Below are 18,126 nucleotides of genomic sequence, written 5' to 3'. Positions count from 1 at the left end.
TTTTACCACATTCACAGCACTTTGTTTCAGGATTGGATGACGTCTGCTATTATTAAGGGACAAAGATACATGAGAGGGGATTTACGGATGTCTGAACGATTTTTTTTATATGATGATACGGTTGAAACAAAGACACGATTTGTCAGCTTTATGGGAGAGAACAGCCGGTTTGACCTGGCGATTGTCAGATCCGACCGTTATTACGGGAAGCACCTTGTCCTCAACCTGCTCAGCAGCCGCTTTGCCATTATCGGCGAAGATGATTTGAATGAGCCGGGTTATATTGAACATGCTTACGGCCTTGATGAAAATGAGGCAAATGAACTTAGAGAATTTTTGTATGAAATTGTCTGATTAAGATGTGTCCTGCTTTTGCACAATAAGAAAAAAAGCAGGTGATCTGAATGGATGATAAAGAAAAACGGGAGTATACGGATTTTTCGAATGTGGAAAGCATGCGGAATTTCATCCTGCCGGAAATTACGCCGGAAGGCCCTTACGGCGCTCCAAGAGGAAAGAATACGCCGGTAGAGAATAAAAGCACGGAGTGGAAAGAAGGCCAGCGCTATTACAGCGCGTTTAACTATGAGTTCAAATCTCTTCATCAGAATCTGCCAAGGCAGTATCCCGGAGCACATCCGACTCATGATGATCCGGAGAAAAATGAAGTGCCTCCCTATACAGCCAAATAGAAAAAATACAAGCCGCTGTTATACGCAGCGGCTTATTTCTTTATTCGTTTCAAAACGAAATGCGCACAGCCGAAATTACAGTACTCAAATATGTACTCGTCAAGCGTGCTGATTTTCGTGTCATAGGAAGCTTTTTGGTTCTGATCATCAAAAAAGCCTTTCAGCCTGAGCTGATTATAGCCCCAATCCCCCACGATGTAATCGTACTTGTTCAGGATCTCAGAGTAGCGCGCTTTGAATGCTTCTTCATTAAAGCCGTTTCGCTCGTCCTTAATCAATTCAAAAGTATGATTTTGAACAGTTATCACAACTATCACCTCTCAACCGCATTATTTACTATCATAATCGATTTCCCCATCAATTGCTAAGAAAGTTTGGATATGTTTTGGCAAACCTAAGGTTACGGAGGTGTTTGCGATGAAGAAAATCGCGTTCACGGCATCCATAATCGGGATGGCCATCATCACGGGATGCCAGAATACAGCTAGTGAAAACGACCTTTTTGAAGAAAGCGGAAATACGGTCAATGTCAACGACCGCAACGAATTGTACAACGAAGACGGGATGAAAAAAGGAGAGAAGAACACAACTTCAAACTTTGGGTATGTCCGTCACGAAAAAAGCAACCTCGCCAGAGATATTGACTACAATAAAGTTCCCGGCATCGACCATGAGCAGCTGGCAAATGTGATATCAGATCTTGTGATCCAGCTGCCTGGTGTAGAGGACGCTGCAACCCTTGTGACAGATGAAGAAGTATTAATTGCCTATGAGGCGGAGAAAAACAGAGACCGATTTGAAACCGCAGATATGGTAAAAAAAGCAGCAATATCCGCCATACCAAGGTATTATCATGTCTATGTCTCAGACCAGCCGGGGATGATCAAGCAAATTGAAGGCTATTCGGGCCTTGACGCCAACAGCCGTGACATTGACGAAATCATCAACAGCACAATCAAAGAAATGCTCAAATCCCCTCAGGGACGCAAGCTCAACACCGGCGAAAACCCTAATGGTGAAGGCTACGGGGAAACAAACGAAGAGCTTGACCAAGACATGAAGGATAAGTATCAGGAGACTAGATATAAATAAACGCAAAAACCCGCAGCTATGCGGGTTTTTCTCATAAAAAGCTATTAAGCCTGAGCCTGTCTCGCTTTCGTTGCAGCGTTGACCTGCTCATCTGCATGATAAGAAGACCTTACAAGCGGTCCTGCCTCACAGTGGCTGAAGCCTTTGCTCATGGCGATTTCGCGGAGTTCTGCGAATTCTTCCGGCGTGTAGTATTTGATGACTTTAAGATGCTTTTTGGATGGCTGGAGATACTGGCCGATTGTCATAATATCTACATTGTTAGCGCGAAGATCATCCATTGTTTCAATAATCTCTTCTTTTGTTTCTCCAAGGCCGATCATCAGACTTGATTTAGACGGGATATCAGGCTGCATTTCTTTTGCACGGCGGAGAAATTCCAGGGAGCGGTCGTACTTGGCGCGGGCTCTGACTCTTGGAGTAAGGCGTTTAACCGTCTCAATGTTATGGTTTAGAATATCAGGTCTTGCGTCCATAAGAATTTTAAGATTTTCTTCAACTCCGCCCATATCTGATGGAAGAACTTCAATTGAAGTGAACGGATTTTTGCGGCGGACAGCGCGGACCGTCTCAGCGAATACATTGGCACCGCCATCGCGGAGGTCATCTCGTGCAACCGCTGTAATGACTGCGTGCTTCAAATTCATAAGGGCAACTGAATCAGCTACTCGTTCTGGCTCTTTAAGATCAAGCTCGTTTGGAAGACCTGTTTTGACCGCACAGAATCGGCATGCACGCGTACAAACGTCCCCGAGGATCATGAACGTCGCCGTTCTTCTCACAGCCCAGCATTCGTGGATGTTCGGGCATTTTGCCTCTTCACAAACGGTGTGAAGATTATTTTCGCGCATCATTTTTTTAAGGCCTGTGTAATTTTCATTGGTGTTCAGTTTTATTTTTAGCCAGTCAGGCTTTCTCAGGTATTCTTCTTTCTTAGCCATCTGAATCATCTCCAGTATGTATAGTCAGGTTTCTCTAGGCAAAATAATCAGGAAAAAAGGAATATTCGCTTAAAACGTACACTTGTCACTTTAACATAACAGAGTACGGTTCTACAAGGATAGAGATTGGATCAATTACTAACATTTTCTACATATGAATTCTTCCTGAAACACCAAACTAAGGTTATGAAATTGGGTAAAGGAGACCGGTAATGTGAGAAAAATGTTGACCCTGTTTAGTGTATGTTTTCTTTGCTTTATTCAGCCGCATTCTGTCCTTGGATCAGAGAAAAGCACAGAACAAATCAATCAGGAGAGAATGATTCTGTTTAAAAATGCAGAGACCATTACTCAGATTCCCTGGTATGTGCTGGCCTCTGTTGATCAATATGAGCGCAATGTAAGAAGAACACGCAGTGATATTCCGAAAGCGAAGGGCGTAATTGGCATTTATATTCGTCCAGAATTATGGGCCGGCATCCAAAATCCAAATCAGTCTGACACAAACCCGGCAAGCATTGCCCTGTTTGGCGGGCTTGGCATTGACGGAAATGGAGACGGAAGAGCAGATCCCGAAAATGATGAAGATGTTCTTTTATCCTTTGCCGATTATCTCCTTTCGTATGGAACTGATTTTGAAAACATTAAAATCGGGCTTTGGGATTATTACCAGCGTGATAAATCCATCGGTTTAATTTCAGGTCATATGAAGCTTTTCAAAAAATACGGCAGGCTGGATCTGGATCAGCATGCGTTCCCGGTTCCCATCAGATTTAATTACAGCTACAAAAACACTTGGGGAGATGCCCGCGGATGGGGCGGCAGAAGGATCCATGAAGGAACCGACATTTTTGCAAATTATGGTGTTCCTGTTCGTTCCACCTGCTATGGCATCATTGAAATGAAAGGGTGGAACATGTTTGGCGGCTGGAGACTCGGCATTCGTGACAGCACCAATACGTATCACTATTTTGCTCATTTAAATGGGTTTGCAGACGGTCTTGAAGTGGGGCAGATTGTTGAGCCCGGCCAGCTCATCGGCTCTGTAGGAAGCTCAGGCTACGGCCCTCCAGGCACATCCGGCAAGTTTCCCCCGCACCTTCACTACGGAATGTACAAGGACAATGGACGAACAGAATGGTCGTATGATCCTTTTCCGCAGCTCAAGGTTTGGGAACGCGCCGAGTACAGAAAGCGTAAATAAGAAACGGGCCAGCCCTTTTAAGGACTGGCCCGAACACTTTATGACTTTTTGGCCTTCACAACTGCATGTGCAATGCTCGCTGCAAGACCTCCCCAAATCACAACAATACCGATTACCATCATTGTAATAGCTCCACCGCTCATCAGCGTGATACCTCCTTATCAGCCGGCAGCTCAATTGTATCCTTCTTCCATGAAATAAAGGAGAACAGAATGCCTACGATTAATGCTCCAGCTGCAACGAGCCAGCCTGAGTATAGAAGGAATTCGCCGGAGTAAGCTCCTCCGCCGTATGGCTCAGCTCTGAGTTTGTCAATCATCATGTAGCCAAGGACGATTGGAGTGATGACTCCTAAACAGACCTTCCACCAGGAACCTAACTGAATGTCAGAAATCTGATTGGCATGCTGCTGCAGATCTGTTGCCTGTTTAAGAATCCAGATGACTACAATAACTTCCACAAATCCTGCAAGTGTAACACCAAAGCTGTTGATAAACTCATCCGCTACATCAAGGAAGTTGATGCCGCCTCTTGTTGCGAAAAGCAGAGAAATAACAGCTGAAATTCCTCCCCCAATCGCAACAGCTTTCGTTCTTGAAATCTTAAATTTGTCCTGTACCCCTGCTACAAATGTCTCAACAATAGAAATCAGTGAGGTTAATCCCGCAAGTGTTAATGAAGCGAAGAACAAGAAACCAAACAGTCCGTTGAATGCCGGGAATTCATTGATAATTTGCGGGAAAACCACAAATGCAAGACCGATTCCTTTTGAAACGACTTCATTTACCGGAACCCCCTGCTGCATCGCCATAAACCCAAGTGCACTGAAAACCCCGATTCCTGCAAGAAGCTCAAATGCAGAGTTCCCGAAGCCGGTGATGAACGCATTGTTTGTTATATCCGATTTCTTAGGAAGATAGCTCGAGTACGTAACCATAATGGCAAATCCAATCGATAAACTGAAGAAAATCTGTCCGTATGCTGCGATCCAGACCTTTCCGTTTAACATCATGTCCCAGTTAGGCTTAAAGAATGCTTCAAGACCCTGAGCTGCGCCATCAAGCGTTAATGCACGGATTACGATAATTAAGAATAAGACCACTAGTGTAGGAATGAAAATTTTATTTGCCAGTTCAATTCCTTTTTTAACGCCGGCAAACAAAACACCGAGAGTTACAACCCACGTGATCAGCAGCGGCAGAAGCACGCCTGGAGCGAAACCGCCGAGTTCACCTGGAGCTGCTGCCTGAAGATAGTCACCAAACAGGAAACCTTCCGTATCATCTCCCCAGGCGAGATTCAATGAAAAACCGCTGTATGAAATGGCCCATGCGATTATAACAGAATAGTAAGTAGAAATGACAAATGCTATACCGACCTGCCACCATCCGAGCCATTCAAACTTCTTGCTTAATCGTGCATACGTTAAAGGTGCAGAACCGCGGTACTTGTGACCGAGAGTAAATTCCATTACAAGCAGGGGAATACCTGCTGTCAGCAACGCGAAAAGGTACGGGATGAAAAAGGATCCTCCACCGTTTTCGTATGCTACTCCAGGAAAACGCCAGATGTTTCCAAGTCCGATTGCTGATCCGACAGCCGCTAAAATAAAGCCTGCCCTTGTTCCCCACTGTGGACGATTATCCATTCGTGTAAAGCCCCCTTTAGCCTCTCCTTCCGTATTCGGAAGAATAATAATTTTTATTATTTTCTGATATTTCAGTATAACTATACATAGTATAATCGGACATTATGCCTAAGTCAAAATGATTTTTAAAATTTATTATTGTAAGATGATAAACCTGTCATATTTTCTCTCAAAAAAAAGCAGAGTCCGCATGAACTCTGCCTTTTACCATATATTTATACATGTTTTTCCTTTTAAATAAAAATAAGGATAAAGTCTATTAAAAGTACAATGAATGTAAAAGGTCCCAATACGGTGATTCCGGAGAGAACAGAGGAGACTGCGGTTTTTAGCTTTTGAAGAGAATTTGGATAATGCTTCACCGTCAGCAACAGCCTCAATTTCCGCTGGATTCAACCGGCACATCAAGCGCAGGAGGAGAGCTTCCGCCGCCCCCGTTGTAATAGCTTGGCACCTGTCCCTGGACAGCTTTAATCGCAATCGGGATGTTGTTTCTAACTGTGGCTGTTCTTGTGGAAAACGGAATGACAACCTCGACATTCACCTCGATTTCAACGGCTATTTCAATCAGGGCATTGTTAATGCCATACTGCTGAATCGTTTCTTTCACATCTGTCTGCACCTCGCCGACAACATAAAAGCGGACAGGCACTTTCGGACCGAGGTTTCCAATCAGGGCATTATTCGTTGCCTGGCCAAGCGGAATTGAGTAGATGATTCCCTCGCCCTGTTTATCTTTAGTAAGAAGCTCACCTTCCGGAAGTTCTAATGCGTCAATATTCCCTTTGGATGCTTCTCTTAAATTCGCCTGAATTTTATCGGTTGTCTTGGCAAGCACGCTTCTGACAAACTTGGCGTTAAAATCGATCGTCGTAACATTTCCCTTTTCATCTGTATCTACGACAAACATTTCTTCTGCGTCCACATCTTCTTTAATATCTTTATTAATCGCATTCTGAATGACAAGTGTCGCAATCCGTTTTGTTTCGGTTTCAGCTACCGTCATTAAGGTCGGTTCAATTCCCTTATTAACAATCCACAGCCCTGCAGCTGTAGATAAGATAAAAAAGACCAGTGAAAGCAGGAAAACATATCTGAAAGGAAGCGGCCCCTTTTTATGAGGACGGCTGCGGAATCTGGCCAAAAATAAATCCCCCCTTTACAAGCTATATTTATGCATGCAAGGCGGGATGTACGCTATTTTTTTGAAGTTATCATTTAGAACCATGCTGTTTATACAGTTCGTCTCAGATCATTCTCAATAATGCATCTCTTCCGCTCATTCCTACGTGGATACCGCGGTTTTCGGCTTCAAAAGTGATGGATTCAAGCGGAGCATCAAGAAGCTGTTCGATCGTCCGGACGCCGACTGCTCTGCCTGCAATAATTCCCCGCTCTTTCAGTTTTTCATTCAGCAGCGCTACATCGAGTGCGCCGCACATAATGTACCCTTTGTCGCTTGTAACAGCCATGAAATTTGTTTTAGGCAAAGCAACCGTAATAGCTGTAAATTGATGACTTCCAATCATAATAGGTGTCATGGATACCATCGTTCTTTCACACTCCCTTCCTTCTGTAATTTATGAAGGCAGAAGGCATTGAGTGTGAAAACTAGGCATTCTTGTACGAATGTCCCTGTTTCAGCTTCCAGGCAAGGACATCACGCAGCATTTCAGGCATATAATAGGTTTTCTTTTCTGCATGGTAAATGGAAGGGTACAGCACACCCAGAGTGAACATATCCACTGTCGCAACCTCATATGTGCGGTCGGGATCAAGCGGTTCTCCTTGTATAAGGATGCCCGTAATGTGCTTTAAACCGTCTGATTTCTGCTCACTGCGGACCTCGATTCCGTCAAAAATCATCCGTCCCATTACTTTCCCCCTGAATCCAAGCCCCTTCAATCTTAGCTGTTCGATTTTTTCCGTCCGTGATTCTGCAATCACTTCTTTCAGGACATCTCCCTTTAACTGCACTTTGCAGGGATTGATTGGATGCGGGCAGATCCTATGCAGGTCTTTTCTCGTCACTGAGCCTGCTTGTAAAGGTTCAAGCAGCAGCCCGGCGTTAACCATGCTCACATCGCCTTTGCACCACTCCTTAACGGCTGTTGCCAGGAGGGCTGTAAAATCAGATGGGCCAAACCAATCAAGCGTGAGATCCCGCTTCAGCATAGTTATTTCCTCTGACAGAATGCTGTCGCTTTTTACTCTCTGCTCGTCTAGAAACGTTTTCACCACTTCACATTCCGGCTCTGCTTCAACCGGAATGACAGTTGCTGTTTTTGATAAAAGCGTGTCTCCGTCAACTGATAATGCCACATGACCGATCAAGCTGCAGTTTTTTCCTGCACCAGTGAGCAGCACACTGTTCACCAGTTTCCCTTTTTCCAGAACATGATGGGTGTGGGCACCCAAAATGACGTCAATTTCAGGGAATTCCGCAGCCAGGAGTTCATCGTCATTAATCCCTAAATGAGAAAGCAAAATGATGACATCCGCCTGGTCTTTGATCAATTCCATCGTTTCGCGAAGGCTCTGAAACGGATCGGTCACTTTCCATCCGAGAAGCTGATAAAACTTTTCATAAAAGACGCTGACACCAAGAACGGCAGCTCTAGTTCCGTTTGCAAAAGAGAAGATTTTAAAAGGCTCCACCCAGCGGGGACGCTCCCCTGACTCTGTATAAAGATTTGAAAGAATGACCGGAAAAGCTGCCCGGTCATATAAAGTATCCAGAGCATCATGCGGCAACGTAATCCCCTCATTATTGCCGATGGTCACAGCGTCATACTCCAAGTCATTCATAAGCTCTACATTTGACTTCCCATTCGTAGCTTCCGTGATTGGATGTACCCGGTCAAGATGGTCTCCGACATCAACAAGCAGCATTTCTTCTCCATGTTCTGCATGCTCTTTTTTCATCCGCTTCAAGTAATGAGCAACCTTAGGCCAGTTCTCAAAATAACTGTGCAAATCGTTTGTATGATATAAATGAATGGTCTCAGCCATTAATAGTCCCCTTTTCAAAAAGGTGTGTCAATTCTAGAAAACACCTTCATAAATCAGTTTAAGTCCCGCAAGGATCAAGACAATCCGCAGCAGACTGATGAGCGCTTTTCCAGAAAGCTTTGAGGCAATCAGCGCACCGGCTTTTCCCCCTGCCCAGGCGCCCGGTATTAAAGCAAGTGCAAACAGCCAGTTTATATTTCCAAGTGCCGCATGCATAACCGAGCTTGATAGGCCAGAGAGAAAAATAATAAACATAGACGTTGCAACAGCAATATGGGCCGGGAAGAAAAAGAGAAGAATCATCGCAGGCACCATCAGGGCACCGCCGCCAATGCCAAAAAGACCGGACAAAAAACCAACGCCAAATGAAATGATGATGGCTGGAACAGGTTTATAAAAATAGACTCCGTCTGCACCTTGCTCATCTTTATATGTACGGACAATTTCTTTTTCCGAGGGCTGTCTCGCACTCGGCTTGAGTCTGTCCCTGAACATCAGCAAAACAGAAACGAAAATCATAAATAAACCAAAATACAGGGAAAAAGAATCCGCGTTTAAATATTGATTCACATATGCTCCAATGATTCCACCGGGCCCGCTCCCGATAAAGAAAATCAGTCCGCTCCTGTAATCCACTTTTTTCTTTTTCATATAAGCGAGTGTAGAGGAAAGGCCTGTGAAAATCACAACAAGGAGAGAAGTCCCGACCGCTGTCTGGGGGGAAACTCCTTCAAAAATCGTAAAAAAGCCTGATGAAAACAGCATGGCCGGAACGACAATAATGCCTCCCCCAAGACCGACAAGACTGCCGATTGTACCTGCTATAAAGCCTATGAAAATAAGGAAAATCCATTCCATCTAAGCAACCCGCCTCTTTCTATTCTCCGCTGAACAAGTCCAGCTGCCTTGGCGCGAGACCCTCATAGTCAATCTCCATCAGCTTTTGCATCTGCTTCGCATTGTCAGCTGCATCTCCGCCGGAATTATTATTAAAGAGGAGAAAAATATCTTCTGTTTCCTCCTTGAGTTTTTCAATGGATTCAGCCCATTGATTCAGCTCAGCCTCATTGTACCTGTATAAGTATCTCACTTCCCGCCACTCTTCCCCTTTGGCAGGCTTCGTCCAGCCATGAACATTTCTGCCGTGCATCCGGATCAGGGTTTTACCTGAGTCCGTTGCCTTAACGACTGCCGGAACAGATCCGCTGCCGGCCTGCGGCTCATCGCATATACTGTGGATCCACTTTTCATTCCGCATAAAAGAGAGCGTTTTTTCTCGTGTTTCCGGAGTGAACCATGACTGATGCCTGAACTCAAGAGCAACCGGAACGTCTCCCATTTGCTCGCGGCACCATCTTAAATAGGTCACATTCTCCTTTTTGCAGTCAAACCACGGCGGAAACTGAAAAAGCACCATTGCAAGCTTTCCCGCTCGTATGTAGGGTTCAATAGAACGGAGAAAAGCCGCGAACATCTCTTCTTTTGAATCAAAGGGAATGTCCCCGCGCTGATGGCCAGTCATCCCCTGATAAGCTTTTACTATAAATTTGAATGACTCAGGAGTATCACTCACCCATTTTTCTGCATTTCTTACAGGCTGAACCGCATAAAAGCTGGCATCCACTTCAACTGCCGGAAAATGGGCCGAGTACTCCTTCAGTTTCTCTCCTGCTGCAATTCCGTTAGGGTACAGAGCATCATGGTCTCCCCAGCCCGTCAGTCCAATATAGATCAAACTGCGTTCAGCCTCCTTTTCGTACGTATCAGTTCTTTTATGATACTACATGGAGGAGAAATTTTCATGCTGGATGGTCTTTGCTGCTTATTGGTAGAGCTGATTAGGGGTTGGAATACTGTGAAATATGCGTGAGCTGGTTTTAGAACACTTTCATGGGTTCAGCACTTCGCTTAAGTGCGCTTGTCCTGGTTTTAGAACACTTTCACGGGTGCTTCACTTCGCCTATGTGCGCTTGTCCTGGTTTAAGAACACTTTCACGGGTGCTTCACTTCGCCTATGTGCGCTTAGCCTGGTTTAAGAACACTTTCACGGGTGCTTCACTTCGCCTATGTGCGCTTGTCCTGGTTTTAGAACACTTTCACGGGTGCTTCACTTCGCCTAAGTGCGTTTAGCCTGGTTTAAGAACACTTTCTCGAACGCTGTGCTTGACCTAAGTGCGCTTAGCCTGGTTTAAGAACACTTTCTCGGACGCTGTGCTTCGCCTAAGTGCGCTTACCCTGGTTTAAGAACACTTTCACGGATGATGCGCTTCGCCTAAGTGCGCTTATCACGGTTTTAGAACACTTTCTCGGATGATGCGCTTCGCCTAATTGCGCTTATACTGGTTTAAGAACACTTTCTCGGACGCTGTGCTTCGCCTATGTGCGCTTAGCCTGGTTTAAGAACACTTTCTCGAACGCTGTGCTTGACCTAATTGCGCTTATACTGGTTTAAGAACACTTTCTCGGACGCTCTGCTTCGCCTAAGTGCGCTTGTCCTGGTTTAAGAACACTTTTACGGATGCCGCACCTCGCCTAAGTGCGCTTATCACGGTTTTAGAACACTTTCTCGAACGCTGTGCTTCGCCTAAGTGCGCTTACTCTGGTTTAAGAACACTTTCTCGGACGCTGTGCTTCGCTTAAGTGCGCTTAGCCTGGTTTAAGAACACTTTCACAGATGCTGTGCTTCGCCTAAGTGCGCTTATACTGGTTTAAGAACACTTTCACGGGTGCTTCACTTCGCCTAAGTGCGCTTACCCTGGTTTAAGAACACTTTCTCGGATACCGCACCTCGCCTAAGTGCGCTTGTCCTGGTTTAAGAACACTTTCTCGGACGCTGCGTTTCGCCTAAGTGCGCTTATCACGATTCTAGAACAACTTTCTCTGATGCCGCACCTCGCCCAAGTGCGCTTAGCCCAGTTATAGAACACTTGTACCTTCAGTTCCATCCAAAAAGCTAAACAAAAAGCCCGCCTTTAAAAGGCGAGCTTTTTTCGTTTCTATTAACCGATTGAACCTTCCATCTCGAACTTAATCAGACGGTTCATTTCAACGGCATATTCCATTGGAAGTTCTTTTGTGAATGGCTCGATGAAGCCCATAACGATCATTTCAGTTGCTTCTTCTTCTGAAATTCCGCGGCTCATCAAGTAGAATAATTGTTCTTCTGATACTTTTGAAACCTTCGCTTCATGCTCAAGCGAGATGTTATCGTTGAAGATTTCGTTGTAAGGAATCGTATCAGATGTTGACTGGTTATCCATGATCAGTGTATCGCACTCAATGTTGGAGCGTGCGCCTTCAGCTTTGCGGCCGAAGTGGACGATTCCGCGGTATGTTACTTTACCGCCTTGTTTTGAGATTGATTTTGACACGATCGTAGAAGATGTGTTTGGTGCAAGGTGAATCATTTTTGCACCGGCATCCTGATGCTGGCCTTTTCCTGCAAGAGCGATTGACAGCGTCATGCCGCGTGCGCCTTCGCCTTTTAGGATGACCGCAGGGTATTTCATTGTCAGTTTAGAACCGATGTTTCCGTCGATCCATTCCATCGTTGCGTTCTTTTCGCAGACTGCACGCTTTGTTACAAGGTTGAAAACGTTGTTTGCCCAGTTTTGAATCGTTGTATAACGGCAGTAGCCGCCGTCTTTAACGATAATTTCAACAACGGCACTGTGAAGTGAGTTCGTTGTGTAAACTGGTGCTGTACAGCCTTCAACATAGTGAACGTGTGCACCCTCATCAACAACGATCAGTGTACGCTCAAACTGACCCATGTTTTCAGAGTTGATGCGGAAGTACGCTTGAAGCGGAGTATCCACTTTCACGCCTTTAGGAACGTAGATGAACGATCCGCCGGACCAGACAGCCGAGTTCAAAGCTGAGAACTTGTTGTCTGTTGGAGGAATGACTTTTCCAAAGTGCTCTCTGAAGATGTCTTCATTTTCTTTAAGTGCTGTATCTGTATCTTTAAAGACGATGCCAAGATCTTCAAGGTCTTCTTTCATGTTGTGGTAAACAACCTCAGATTCGTACTGGGCTGATACACCTGCAAGGTATTTTTGCTCAGCTTCAGGAATTCCAAGTTTGTCAAACGTACGCTTGATTTCTTCAGGAACCTCATCCCATGAGCGCTCTGACTTCTCAGACGGCTTTACGTAATACGTAATTTCATCAAAGTTAAGAGCTGCCATGTCTCCTCCCCACTGAGGCATTGGCATGCTGTAAAAATGCTCAAGAGATTTCAGGCGGAAATCAAGCATCCATTGAGGCTCGCTTTTCATACGTGAAATTTCTTCAACGATTTCTTTTGTCAATCCGCGTTTTGAACGGAAAATTGAGACGTCTTTGTCTGCGAATCCATATTTATAATCGCCGATATCCGGCATTTTTTTAGCCATCCGTATTCAACTCCAATCATAGTTGATGGAAGTTTCTCCATCATTGTAAGCAGGAGCGGGCAAGCTCTGAGCTGCCCGTTTTCCTGTTCAGCTGTTTTGAACGCCTTTTTCCATGGCCTTCCACGCAAGAGTTGCACATTTAATGCGGGCAGGGAATTTCGCAACACCCTGAAGCGCCTCAATGTCCTCAAGTTCAATGTCATCATCGTATTCTTTCCCCTGCATCATATCAGAGAAAATTTTTGACAGTTTAAGCGCGGTTTCAACAGACTGGCCTTTAATGGCCTGTGTCATCATAGAAGCAGAGGACATGGAAATGGAACAGCCTTCCCCGTCAAACTTGGCATCTTTTATCTCGCCGTCTTCAATTTGAAGGGTAAGGCGGATACGGTCGCCGCATGTAGGGTTGTTCATATCGATTGTTAAGCTATCTTCGAGTACACCTTTGTTCCGCGGGTTTTTGTAATGGTCCATGATGACCTGGCGGTACAAGGTGTCCAGGTTGTTAAAAGACATTTGTAAAGTACTCCTTTGTTTTAACAATTCCTGCAACAAGCTTATCGATTTCTTCTTCTGTATTGTACAGGTAAAAACTTGCACGTGCAGTAGAAGAAACATTCAGCCATTTCATAAGCGGCTGTGCACAATGATGTCCGGCACGCACTGCGATGCCTTCTGCATCAAGCACTGTAGCCACATCGTGAGGATGAACATCCTCTATATTGAACGTTACAAGTCCTGCGCGGTGCTTTGGACCGTAAATCGTAATGCCTTCAACTTCTGAAAGCTGCTCGAGTGCATAGTCTGCAAGCCTGTGCTCGTATGCTTCGATGGTATCAAGGCCAATATCCTGAAGGAAATCAATCGCAGCACCAAGCCCGATCGCTCCGGCAATAATCGGTGTTCCGGCTTCGAACTTCCACGGAAGCTCTTTCCACGTTGATTCGTACAGGCCGACAAAATCAATCATCTCGCCGCCGAATTCGACCGGCTCCATCACTTCAAGAAGCGCTTTTTTCCCGTAAAGTACGCCGATGCCGGTAGGACCGCACATTTTATGGGCAGAAAAAGCAAAGAAATCACAATCCAGATCCTGCACGTCAATTTTCATATGAGGAGCACTTTGTGCACCGTCAACGACCATGACTGCACCTTTGCTGTGTGCAATTTCTGCAAGTTCTTTGATAGGGTTAATGGTTCCAAGCACATTTGAGACCTGCATCACAGATACAATTTTAGCGGCATCTGTAATGGTGGCTTTTGCATCCTCTAAAGAAATGGTTCCGTCTTCTTGAAGAGGGATGTATTTAAGGACAGCTCCCGTTTCTTTGGCAAGCTGCTGCCATGGAATCACATTCGCATGATGCTCCATGTGGGTGATGACAATCTCATCCCCGGCCTTAAGATTAGCACGCCCATAGCTCGCTGCAACTGTATTTAAAGCTGTCGTAGCTCCGCGCGTGAAGATAATTTCTTCCATCGATGAAGCGCCAATGAATTTCCGGACCTTTTCACGGGCTCCTTCATATCCATCTGTCGCCTTCGTTCCAAGCGTATGAACGCCGCGGTGCACATTTGAATTGTACTCCCGGTAATAGCGGTCAAGCGCTTCAATGACGGGCAGCGGCTTCTGTGAAGTCGCTGCACTGTCAAGATATACAAGATCCTGTCCATTTACCTGCTGATCCAAAATCGGAAAAAGTGAACGGATATCTTGAATATTCATTACTTAACTTTCCTTTCGATAACCTCAACAAGCTGTTTCTTAACGCCTTCAATTGGAAGGACGTTGACTACCGGCGCTAAGAATCCATGAATGACAAGGCGCTCTGCCTCAACCTTCGGAATTCCGCGGCTCATCAGGTAGTAAAGCTGAAGAGGATCTACACGGCCAACAGAAGCCGCATGTCCTGCTGTAACATCATCTTCATCGATCAGAAGAATCGGGTTAGCGTCACCGCGCGCTTTTTCACTCAGCATAAGCACTCTTGATTCCTGCTCAGCGTTTGATTTTGAAGCACCGTGCTCGATTTTCCCGATGCCGTTGAAGACAGATGAAGCACTGTCTTTCATCACACCGTGTTTTAAGATATATCCTTCAGAGTTTCTACCGAAGTGAATGACTTTAGTCGTAAAGTTCTGAGTTTGCGATCCGCGGCCGACTACAACTGATTTAGTGTCGCCGTAAGATCCGTCACCCATCAGGTTTGTCGTATTCTCAGAGATTGTGTTTCCGTCGTTCATCAAGCCAAGAGCCCACTCGATGCGGCCGTCGCGTCCTGCAGTACCGCGGCGGTTTACATAGGTTGTAACACCTTTATTCAAGTGATCAACAGCACCGTACGTTACTTTTGCGTTTGAGTTTGCGAAAACTTCTGTCACGATGTTGAAAACGGCTCCTTCAGTCTCTGTTACAGAGATATAGTTCTCAACATACGTTACTGAACTGTTGTTGTCTGCTACGACGATTACATGGTTGAAAAGAGTCGTAGCCGGATTCTCGTGAACATACACAGCTTGAAGTGGTGCAGCAACTTCGACATTTTCAGGCACATATACGAACACTCCGCCGTTCATTAGGGCAGCATTCAATGCTGTCAGGCGGTGCTCATCGACTTTTACGCCGTCTGTCATAAAGTATTTTTTCACAAGCTCTGAATGCTCGCGTGCAGCTGTATGAATGTCTGTAAAGATTACGCCCTGGTCTTTCAGCTCCTGTGACAGAGATGAATAAGCAGGTGTTGTATCAAGCTGGACGTACAGATTTTTGTTCTCTTCTTCAAGGTCGATAAGAGATTTTACTTCTTCATGCAGACTGTTAAGTGACGCAAGCTTTTCGCTTTTCACTGCATGAGTTTTAAACTCAGTGAAGTTCCATTTGTCAATCTTTGTTTTATCCGGCTTTGGCATAGAAAGGTCTTCAGCTTTTGCAAGAGCCTGTAAGCGCAGTTCTGTTAGCCATTCCGGTTCGCCAAGTTCTTTTGAAAAACCGGCGACATAGTCATGGTTGAATGTTGTCTCTACTGTCATCTTAATCCCCCTAACGCTTACGCTTCTTGACCAACAGTTTCGTCTTCGATGCCAAGCTCTTGTTTAATCCAGTCATATCCTTCTGCTTCAAGGCGCTGAGAAAGCTCAGGTCCGCCTGATTTTACGATTCGTCCCTGCATCATAACGTGTACATGATCAGGTGTGATGTAGTTAAGCAGGCGCTGATAGTGAGTGATGATCAGGCAGCCGAACTCTTCAGAACGCATTTGGTTGATGCCTTTTGAAACGACTTTAAGTGCGTCGATATCAAGTCCTGAGTCGATTTCATCAAGAATGGCGATCTTAGGCTCGATCATCATTAATTGAAGAATTTCGTTGCGTTTTTTCTCACCGCCGGAAAAACCTTCGTTCAGGTAGCGCTGTGCCATATCAGGATCCATTTCAAGGAACTCCATGTTCGAATCCATTTTGCGGATGAATTTCATTAATGAAATTTCTTCGCCTTCTTCTTTGCGCGCATTGATAGATGAACGAAGGAAGTCCGCGTTCGTTACGCCGCTGATTTCGCTTGGATACTGCATTGCAAGGAACAGACCTGCGCGTGCGCGCTCATCAACTTCCATTTCAAGTACATCTTCACCGTCAAGTGTGATGCTGCCTTTTGTTACTTCGTACTTAGGGTGCCCCATAATTGCTGATGAAAGCGTTGATTTACCAGTACCATTCGGTCCCATGATTGCGTGGAACTCTCCGCCTTTTATTTCAAGGTTTACACCTTTCAAAATCTCTTTTCCGTCAATTTCCACGTGTAAATCTTTAATCACTAATGTTGATCCTGCCATAACTGCTTATACCTCCAATAATCTATAAGATCTGAATTTAATCATTCTCAATTTATTCTCATTCTAATTTTATAACAAATGAAAAGTGAATACAACTTTTTCGGAGGCTGAGCCAATTCGCTGCAACCCAAAAGGAACCAGCCTGCGGCTGATTCCTTTTATCCATAGTCTATCCATTCATTTTCCGGTCAAGTTCCGCAAACAGCTGTTTGCTTTTCTGATAGTCCTCTTCACGATTCTTTTCTACTTCCATACGCTTCTCATGGTTTCTGCTGTACACTGCGTACCCCATTTTGTGGGACTGCATAAGAGCCTTTTCCATTTCAGTCGTGTAATTCAAATCAAGCTTCTGCTGACTTGCGTAGATAATGAATCATCCTCTCAGGTTTTGTAAAAACGATACTACTATCGTAATACCCTCTGTAAAAAAGTTCAAACCGGCTGAGAAAGGATATGAATGAGTGACATACATACAGAGCTCTTCACTGCGTGATGCAGGCAGAATTTAAATAGATGCTCTTATTTCCTGCTGTTTGCTACTGTTTCAGCTGATTGAGCTCTGTGATGCACTCCTGTACAAGCGTAACAGACTGGCTCATGGCGGCTCCTCCGCCGAATGCGGCAGTCACGCCTACTGTTTCAAGAATTTCCTGTTCGCTCGCACCCTGATCAAGGCATCCCTTTGTATGATAAATGATGCAGTATTCATCCTGGGAGTAAATACTGATCCCAAGGGCAATCAGCTGTTTTTCTTTTTGGGAGAGAGTCCCTTCCTTAAAGCATTCCTGTGTAAATTCATTATAAAGGTGAGCAAGTTCCGGCATTTTTTCTGTAAAGATGCCAAGGCCTTCTTTGTAATCGTGCAAAGCTGCTTCGCTTGAGTTTCTCGGTTCAAAATGCTGCATGATGTTCAGCTCCATTCCTAAGATTCAACACAGTTAGTATGCAGAAAACAGGTCCAGAGTATGCGGAAAAATAAAGGATGCAGCAGCTTCATATTTGGTTTGGAGTGACTGTTTTCTTCTATATAATATTGATCGTTGTTTAAGGAGGAATTTTCTTTTCTAATTTAGTTTGCAGTAGTACCCGTTCCCTCCGCTGCAGTGCACTGGAGTTTTAGAGTACTCTTAGGGTGACTCCACAAGCTAAAGTAGCTCCGTTCCTTATGACCCTTTATTTATATCTTTTTTACATGGGGGATGCTCGGAACCAGCATCCCCCATGTTTGCTTACTTTGATCCAGTTTAGCGGAGGAATTTCCGATCTACTGAATCCATACTTTCCTGCAATCCATCAATACGGTGTGT

General features: G+C 44.9%; 20 protein-coding genes. 4 read left to right on the top strand and 16 right to left on the bottom strand.

Features of this window, described 5'->3' with window-relative positions; translation table 11 throughout:
- Window positions 1-87 precede the first annotated feature (87 nt).
- Window positions 88-354 (top strand): DUF3055 domain-containing protein, encoded by a 267-nt coding sequence (locus MHB63_12245; GenBank protein ID MEK3807305.1) that lies wholly within the window; start codon window positions 88-90, stop codon window positions 352-354.
- Between the two features lie 50 nt (window positions 355-404).
- Window positions 405-692 carry a cytosolic protein gene (locus tag MHB63_12240; GenBank protein MEK3807304.1) on the top strand — a complete coding sequence of 96 codons (288 nt, stop codon included), beginning with the start codon at window positions 405-407 and terminating at the stop codon, window positions 690-692.
- A gap of 32 nt (window positions 693-724) precedes the next feature.
- Here MHB63_12240 and MHB63_12235 read toward each other — a convergent pair whose 3' ends face one another.
- The gene (locus tag MHB63_12235; protein ID MEK3807303.1) at window positions 725-1,000 is read right to left on the bottom strand and encodes a YutD-like domain-containing protein; all 276 of its coding nucleotides are present in this window, start codon (window positions 998-1,000) and stop codon (window positions 725-727) included.
- Window positions 1,001-1,109: 109 nt separating this feature from the next.
- On the opposite strand from MHB63_12235, the gene MHB63_12230 reads away from it, so the two are divergent.
- A complete protein-coding gene (locus tag MHB63_12230) occupies window positions 1,110-1,784 on the top strand; it encodes a YhcN/YlaJ family sporulation lipoprotein (GenBank protein ID MEK3807302.1) in 675 nt (224 codons plus the stop codon).
- Window positions 1,785-1,828: 44 nt separating this feature from the next.
- Here MHB63_12230 and lipA read toward each other — a convergent pair whose 3' ends face one another.
- Window positions 1,829-2,725 (bottom strand): lipoyl synthase, encoded by an 897-nt coding sequence (gene lipA / locus MHB63_12225; GenBank protein ID MEK3807301.1) that lies wholly within the window; start codon window positions 2,723-2,725, stop codon window positions 1,829-1,831.
- 223 nt (window positions 2,726-2,948) lie between these two features.
- Between lipA and MHB63_12220 the strand changes: the two genes are divergently transcribed.
- A complete protein-coding gene (locus tag MHB63_12220) occupies window positions 2,949-3,929 on the top strand; it encodes a M23 family metallopeptidase (GenBank protein ID MEK3807300.1) in 981 nt (326 codons plus the stop codon).
- Between the two features lie 38 nt (window positions 3,930-3,967).
- Here MHB63_12220 and MHB63_12215 read toward each other — a convergent pair whose 3' ends face one another.
- From MHB63_12215 to MHB63_12150, 14 genes are all read right to left on the bottom strand, one after another.
- Entirely contained in the window at window positions 3,968-4,072 is a 105-nt protein-coding gene (locus MHB63_12215) for a methionine/alanine import family NSS transporter small subunit (GenBank protein ID MEK3807299.1), read from the bottom strand.
- Window positions 4,072-5,577 carry a sodium-dependent transporter gene (locus MHB63_12210; GenBank protein ID MEK3807298.1) on the bottom strand — a complete coding sequence of 502 codons (1,506 nt, stop codon included), beginning with the start codon at window positions 5,575-5,577 and terminating at the stop codon, window positions 4,072-4,074. The genes MHB63_12215 and MHB63_12210 overlap by 1 nt, the downstream gene beginning before the upstream one ends.
- Window positions 5,578-5,953: 376 nt before the next feature.
- Complete coding sequence (gene yunB / locus MHB63_12205) at window positions 5,954-6,721, bottom strand: sporulation protein YunB (protein ID MEK3807297.1); 768 nt, start codon at window positions 6,719-6,721, stop codon at window positions 5,954-5,956.
- A gap of 103 nt (window positions 6,722-6,824) precedes the next feature.
- Entirely contained in the window at window positions 6,825-7,127 is a 303-nt protein-coding gene (locus tag MHB63_12200) for a DUF1805 domain-containing protein (GenBank protein ID MEK3807296.1), read from the bottom strand.
- A gap of 61 nt (window positions 7,128-7,188) precedes the next feature.
- Window positions 7,189-8,589: a bifunctional UDP-sugar hydrolase/5'-nucleotidase gene (locus MHB63_12195; GenBank protein MEK3807295.1), complete on the bottom strand. Its 1,401-nt coding sequence runs from the start codon at window positions 8,587-8,589 to the stop codon at window positions 7,189-7,191.
- Window positions 8,590-8,622: 33 nt separating this feature from the next.
- Entirely contained in the window at window positions 8,623-9,447 is an 825-nt protein-coding gene (locus MHB63_12190; protein ID MEK3807294.1) for a sulfite exporter TauE/SafE family protein, read from the bottom strand.
- Window positions 9,448-9,466: 19 nt separating this feature from the next.
- Window positions 9,467-10,324, bottom strand: a complete 858-nt coding sequence (locus MHB63_12185; protein MEK3807293.1) for a DUF72 domain-containing protein — start codon at window positions 10,322-10,324, stop codon at window positions 9,467-9,469.
- A 1,264-nt stretch (window positions 10,325-11,588) separates the two neighbouring features.
- On the bottom strand, window positions 11,589-12,986 hold the full coding sequence (gene sufB, locus MHB63_12180) for a Fe-S cluster assembly protein SufB (GenBank protein ID MEK3807292.1): 1,398 nt from the start codon (window positions 12,984-12,986) through the stop codon (window positions 11,589-11,591).
- Window positions 12,987-13,073: 87 nt separating this feature from the next.
- Window positions 13,074-13,502, bottom strand: a complete 429-nt coding sequence (sufU, locus tag MHB63_12175) for a Fe-S cluster assembly sulfur transfer protein SufU (protein MEK3807291.1) — start codon at window positions 13,500-13,502, stop codon at window positions 13,074-13,076.
- Entirely contained in the window at window positions 13,492-14,712 is a 1,221-nt protein-coding gene (locus tag MHB63_12170) for a cysteine desulfurase (GenBank protein MEK3807290.1), read from the bottom strand. Before MHB63_12170 ends, sufU begins: the two co-directional genes overlap by 11 nt.
- A complete protein-coding gene (gene sufD, locus MHB63_12165; protein ID MEK3807289.1) occupies window positions 14,712-16,016 on the bottom strand; it encodes a Fe-S cluster assembly protein SufD in 1,305 nt (434 codons plus the stop codon). Before sufD ends, MHB63_12170 begins: the two co-directional genes overlap by 1 nt.
- A 17-nt stretch (window positions 16,017-16,033) precedes the next feature.
- The gene (gene sufC, locus MHB63_12160) at window positions 16,034-16,819 is read right to left on the bottom strand and encodes a Fe-S cluster assembly ATPase SufC (GenBank protein ID MEK3807288.1); all 786 of its coding nucleotides are present in this window, start codon (window positions 16,817-16,819) and stop codon (window positions 16,034-16,036) included.
- 169 nt (window positions 16,820-16,988) lie between these two features.
- A complete protein-coding gene (locus MHB63_12155) occupies window positions 16,989-17,159 on the bottom strand; it encodes a hypothetical protein (protein MEK3807287.1) in 171 nt (56 codons plus the stop codon).
- 196 nt (window positions 17,160-17,355) lie between these two features.
- Entirely contained in the window at window positions 17,356-17,724 is a 369-nt protein-coding gene (locus tag MHB63_12150; GenBank protein ID MEK3807286.1) for a carboxymuconolactone decarboxylase family protein, read from the bottom strand.
- Between the last annotated feature and the right edge of the window lie 402 nt (window positions 17,725-18,126).

Source organism: Bacillus sp. FSL H8-0547, assembly GCA_038002745.1.
Taxonomy (GTDB): Bacteria; Bacillota; Bacilli; order Bacillales; family Bacillaceae; genus Bacillus_P.
Note: the sequence above shows the minus strand (reverse complement) of the source record. Positions and strands in the feature narration are given on the sequence as shown.

What these genes read in the sequence shown, in the direction of transcription:
- sufC (MEK3807288.1), bottom strand. Translation starts at nt 16,819, where the DNA reads ATGGCAGGATCAACATTAGTGATTAAAGATTTACACGTGGAAATTGAC.
- MHB63_12200 (MEK3807296.1), bottom strand. Translation starts at nt 7,127, where the DNA reads ATGGTATCCATGACACCTATTATGATTGGAAGTCATCAATTTACAGCT.
- MHB63_12210 (MEK3807298.1), bottom strand. Translation starts at nt 5,577, where the DNA reads ATGGATAATCGTCCACAGTGGGGAACAAGGGCAGGCTTTATTTTAGCG.
- lipA (MEK3807301.1), bottom strand. Translation starts at nt 2,725, where the DNA reads ATGGCTAAGAAAGAAGAATACCTGAGAAAGCCTGACTGGCTAAAAATA.
- MHB63_12150 (MEK3807286.1), bottom strand. Translation starts at nt 17,724, where the DNA reads ATGCAGCATTTTGAACCGAGAAACTCAAGCGAAGCAGCTTTGCACGAT.
- sufU (MEK3807291.1), bottom strand. Translation starts at nt 13,502, where the DNA reads ATGTCTTTTAACAACCTGGACACCTTGTACCGCCAGGTCATCATGGAC.
- sufD (MEK3807289.1), bottom strand. Translation starts at nt 16,016, where the DNA reads ATGACAGTAGAGACAACATTCAACCATGACTATGTCGCCGGTTTTTCA.
- MHB63_12245 (MEK3807305.1), top strand. Translation starts at nt 88, where the DNA reads ATGTCTGAACGATTTTTTTTATATGATGATACGGTTGAAACAAAGACA.
- MHB63_12230 (MEK3807302.1), top strand. Translation starts at nt 1,110, where the DNA reads ATGAAGAAAATCGCGTTCACGGCATCCATAATCGGGATGGCCATCATC.
- MHB63_12170 (MEK3807290.1), bottom strand. Translation starts at nt 14,712, where the DNA reads ATGAATATTCAAGATATCCGTTCACTTTTTCCGATTTTGGATCAGCAG.
- MHB63_12220 (MEK3807300.1), top strand. Translation starts at nt 2,949, where the DNA reads ATGTTGACCCTGTTTAGTGTATGTTTTCTTTGCTTTATTCAGCCGCAT.
- MHB63_12195 (MEK3807295.1), bottom strand. Translation starts at nt 8,589, where the DNA reads ATGGCTGAGACCATTCATTTATATCATACAAACGATTTGCACAGTTAT.
- MHB63_12240 (MEK3807304.1), top strand. Translation starts at nt 405, where the DNA reads ATGGATGATAAAGAAAAACGGGAGTATACGGATTTTTCGAATGTGGAA.
- MHB63_12190 (MEK3807294.1), bottom strand. Translation starts at nt 9,447, where the DNA reads ATGGAATGGATTTTCCTTATTTTCATAGGCTTTATAGCAGGTACAATC.
- MHB63_12215 (MEK3807299.1), bottom strand. Translation starts at nt 4,072, where the DNA reads ATGAGCGGTGGAGCTATTACAATGATGGTAATCGGTATTGTTGTGATT.
- sufB (MEK3807292.1), bottom strand. Translation starts at nt 12,986, where the DNA reads ATGGCTAAAAAAATGCCGGATATCGGCGATTATAAATATGGATTCGCA.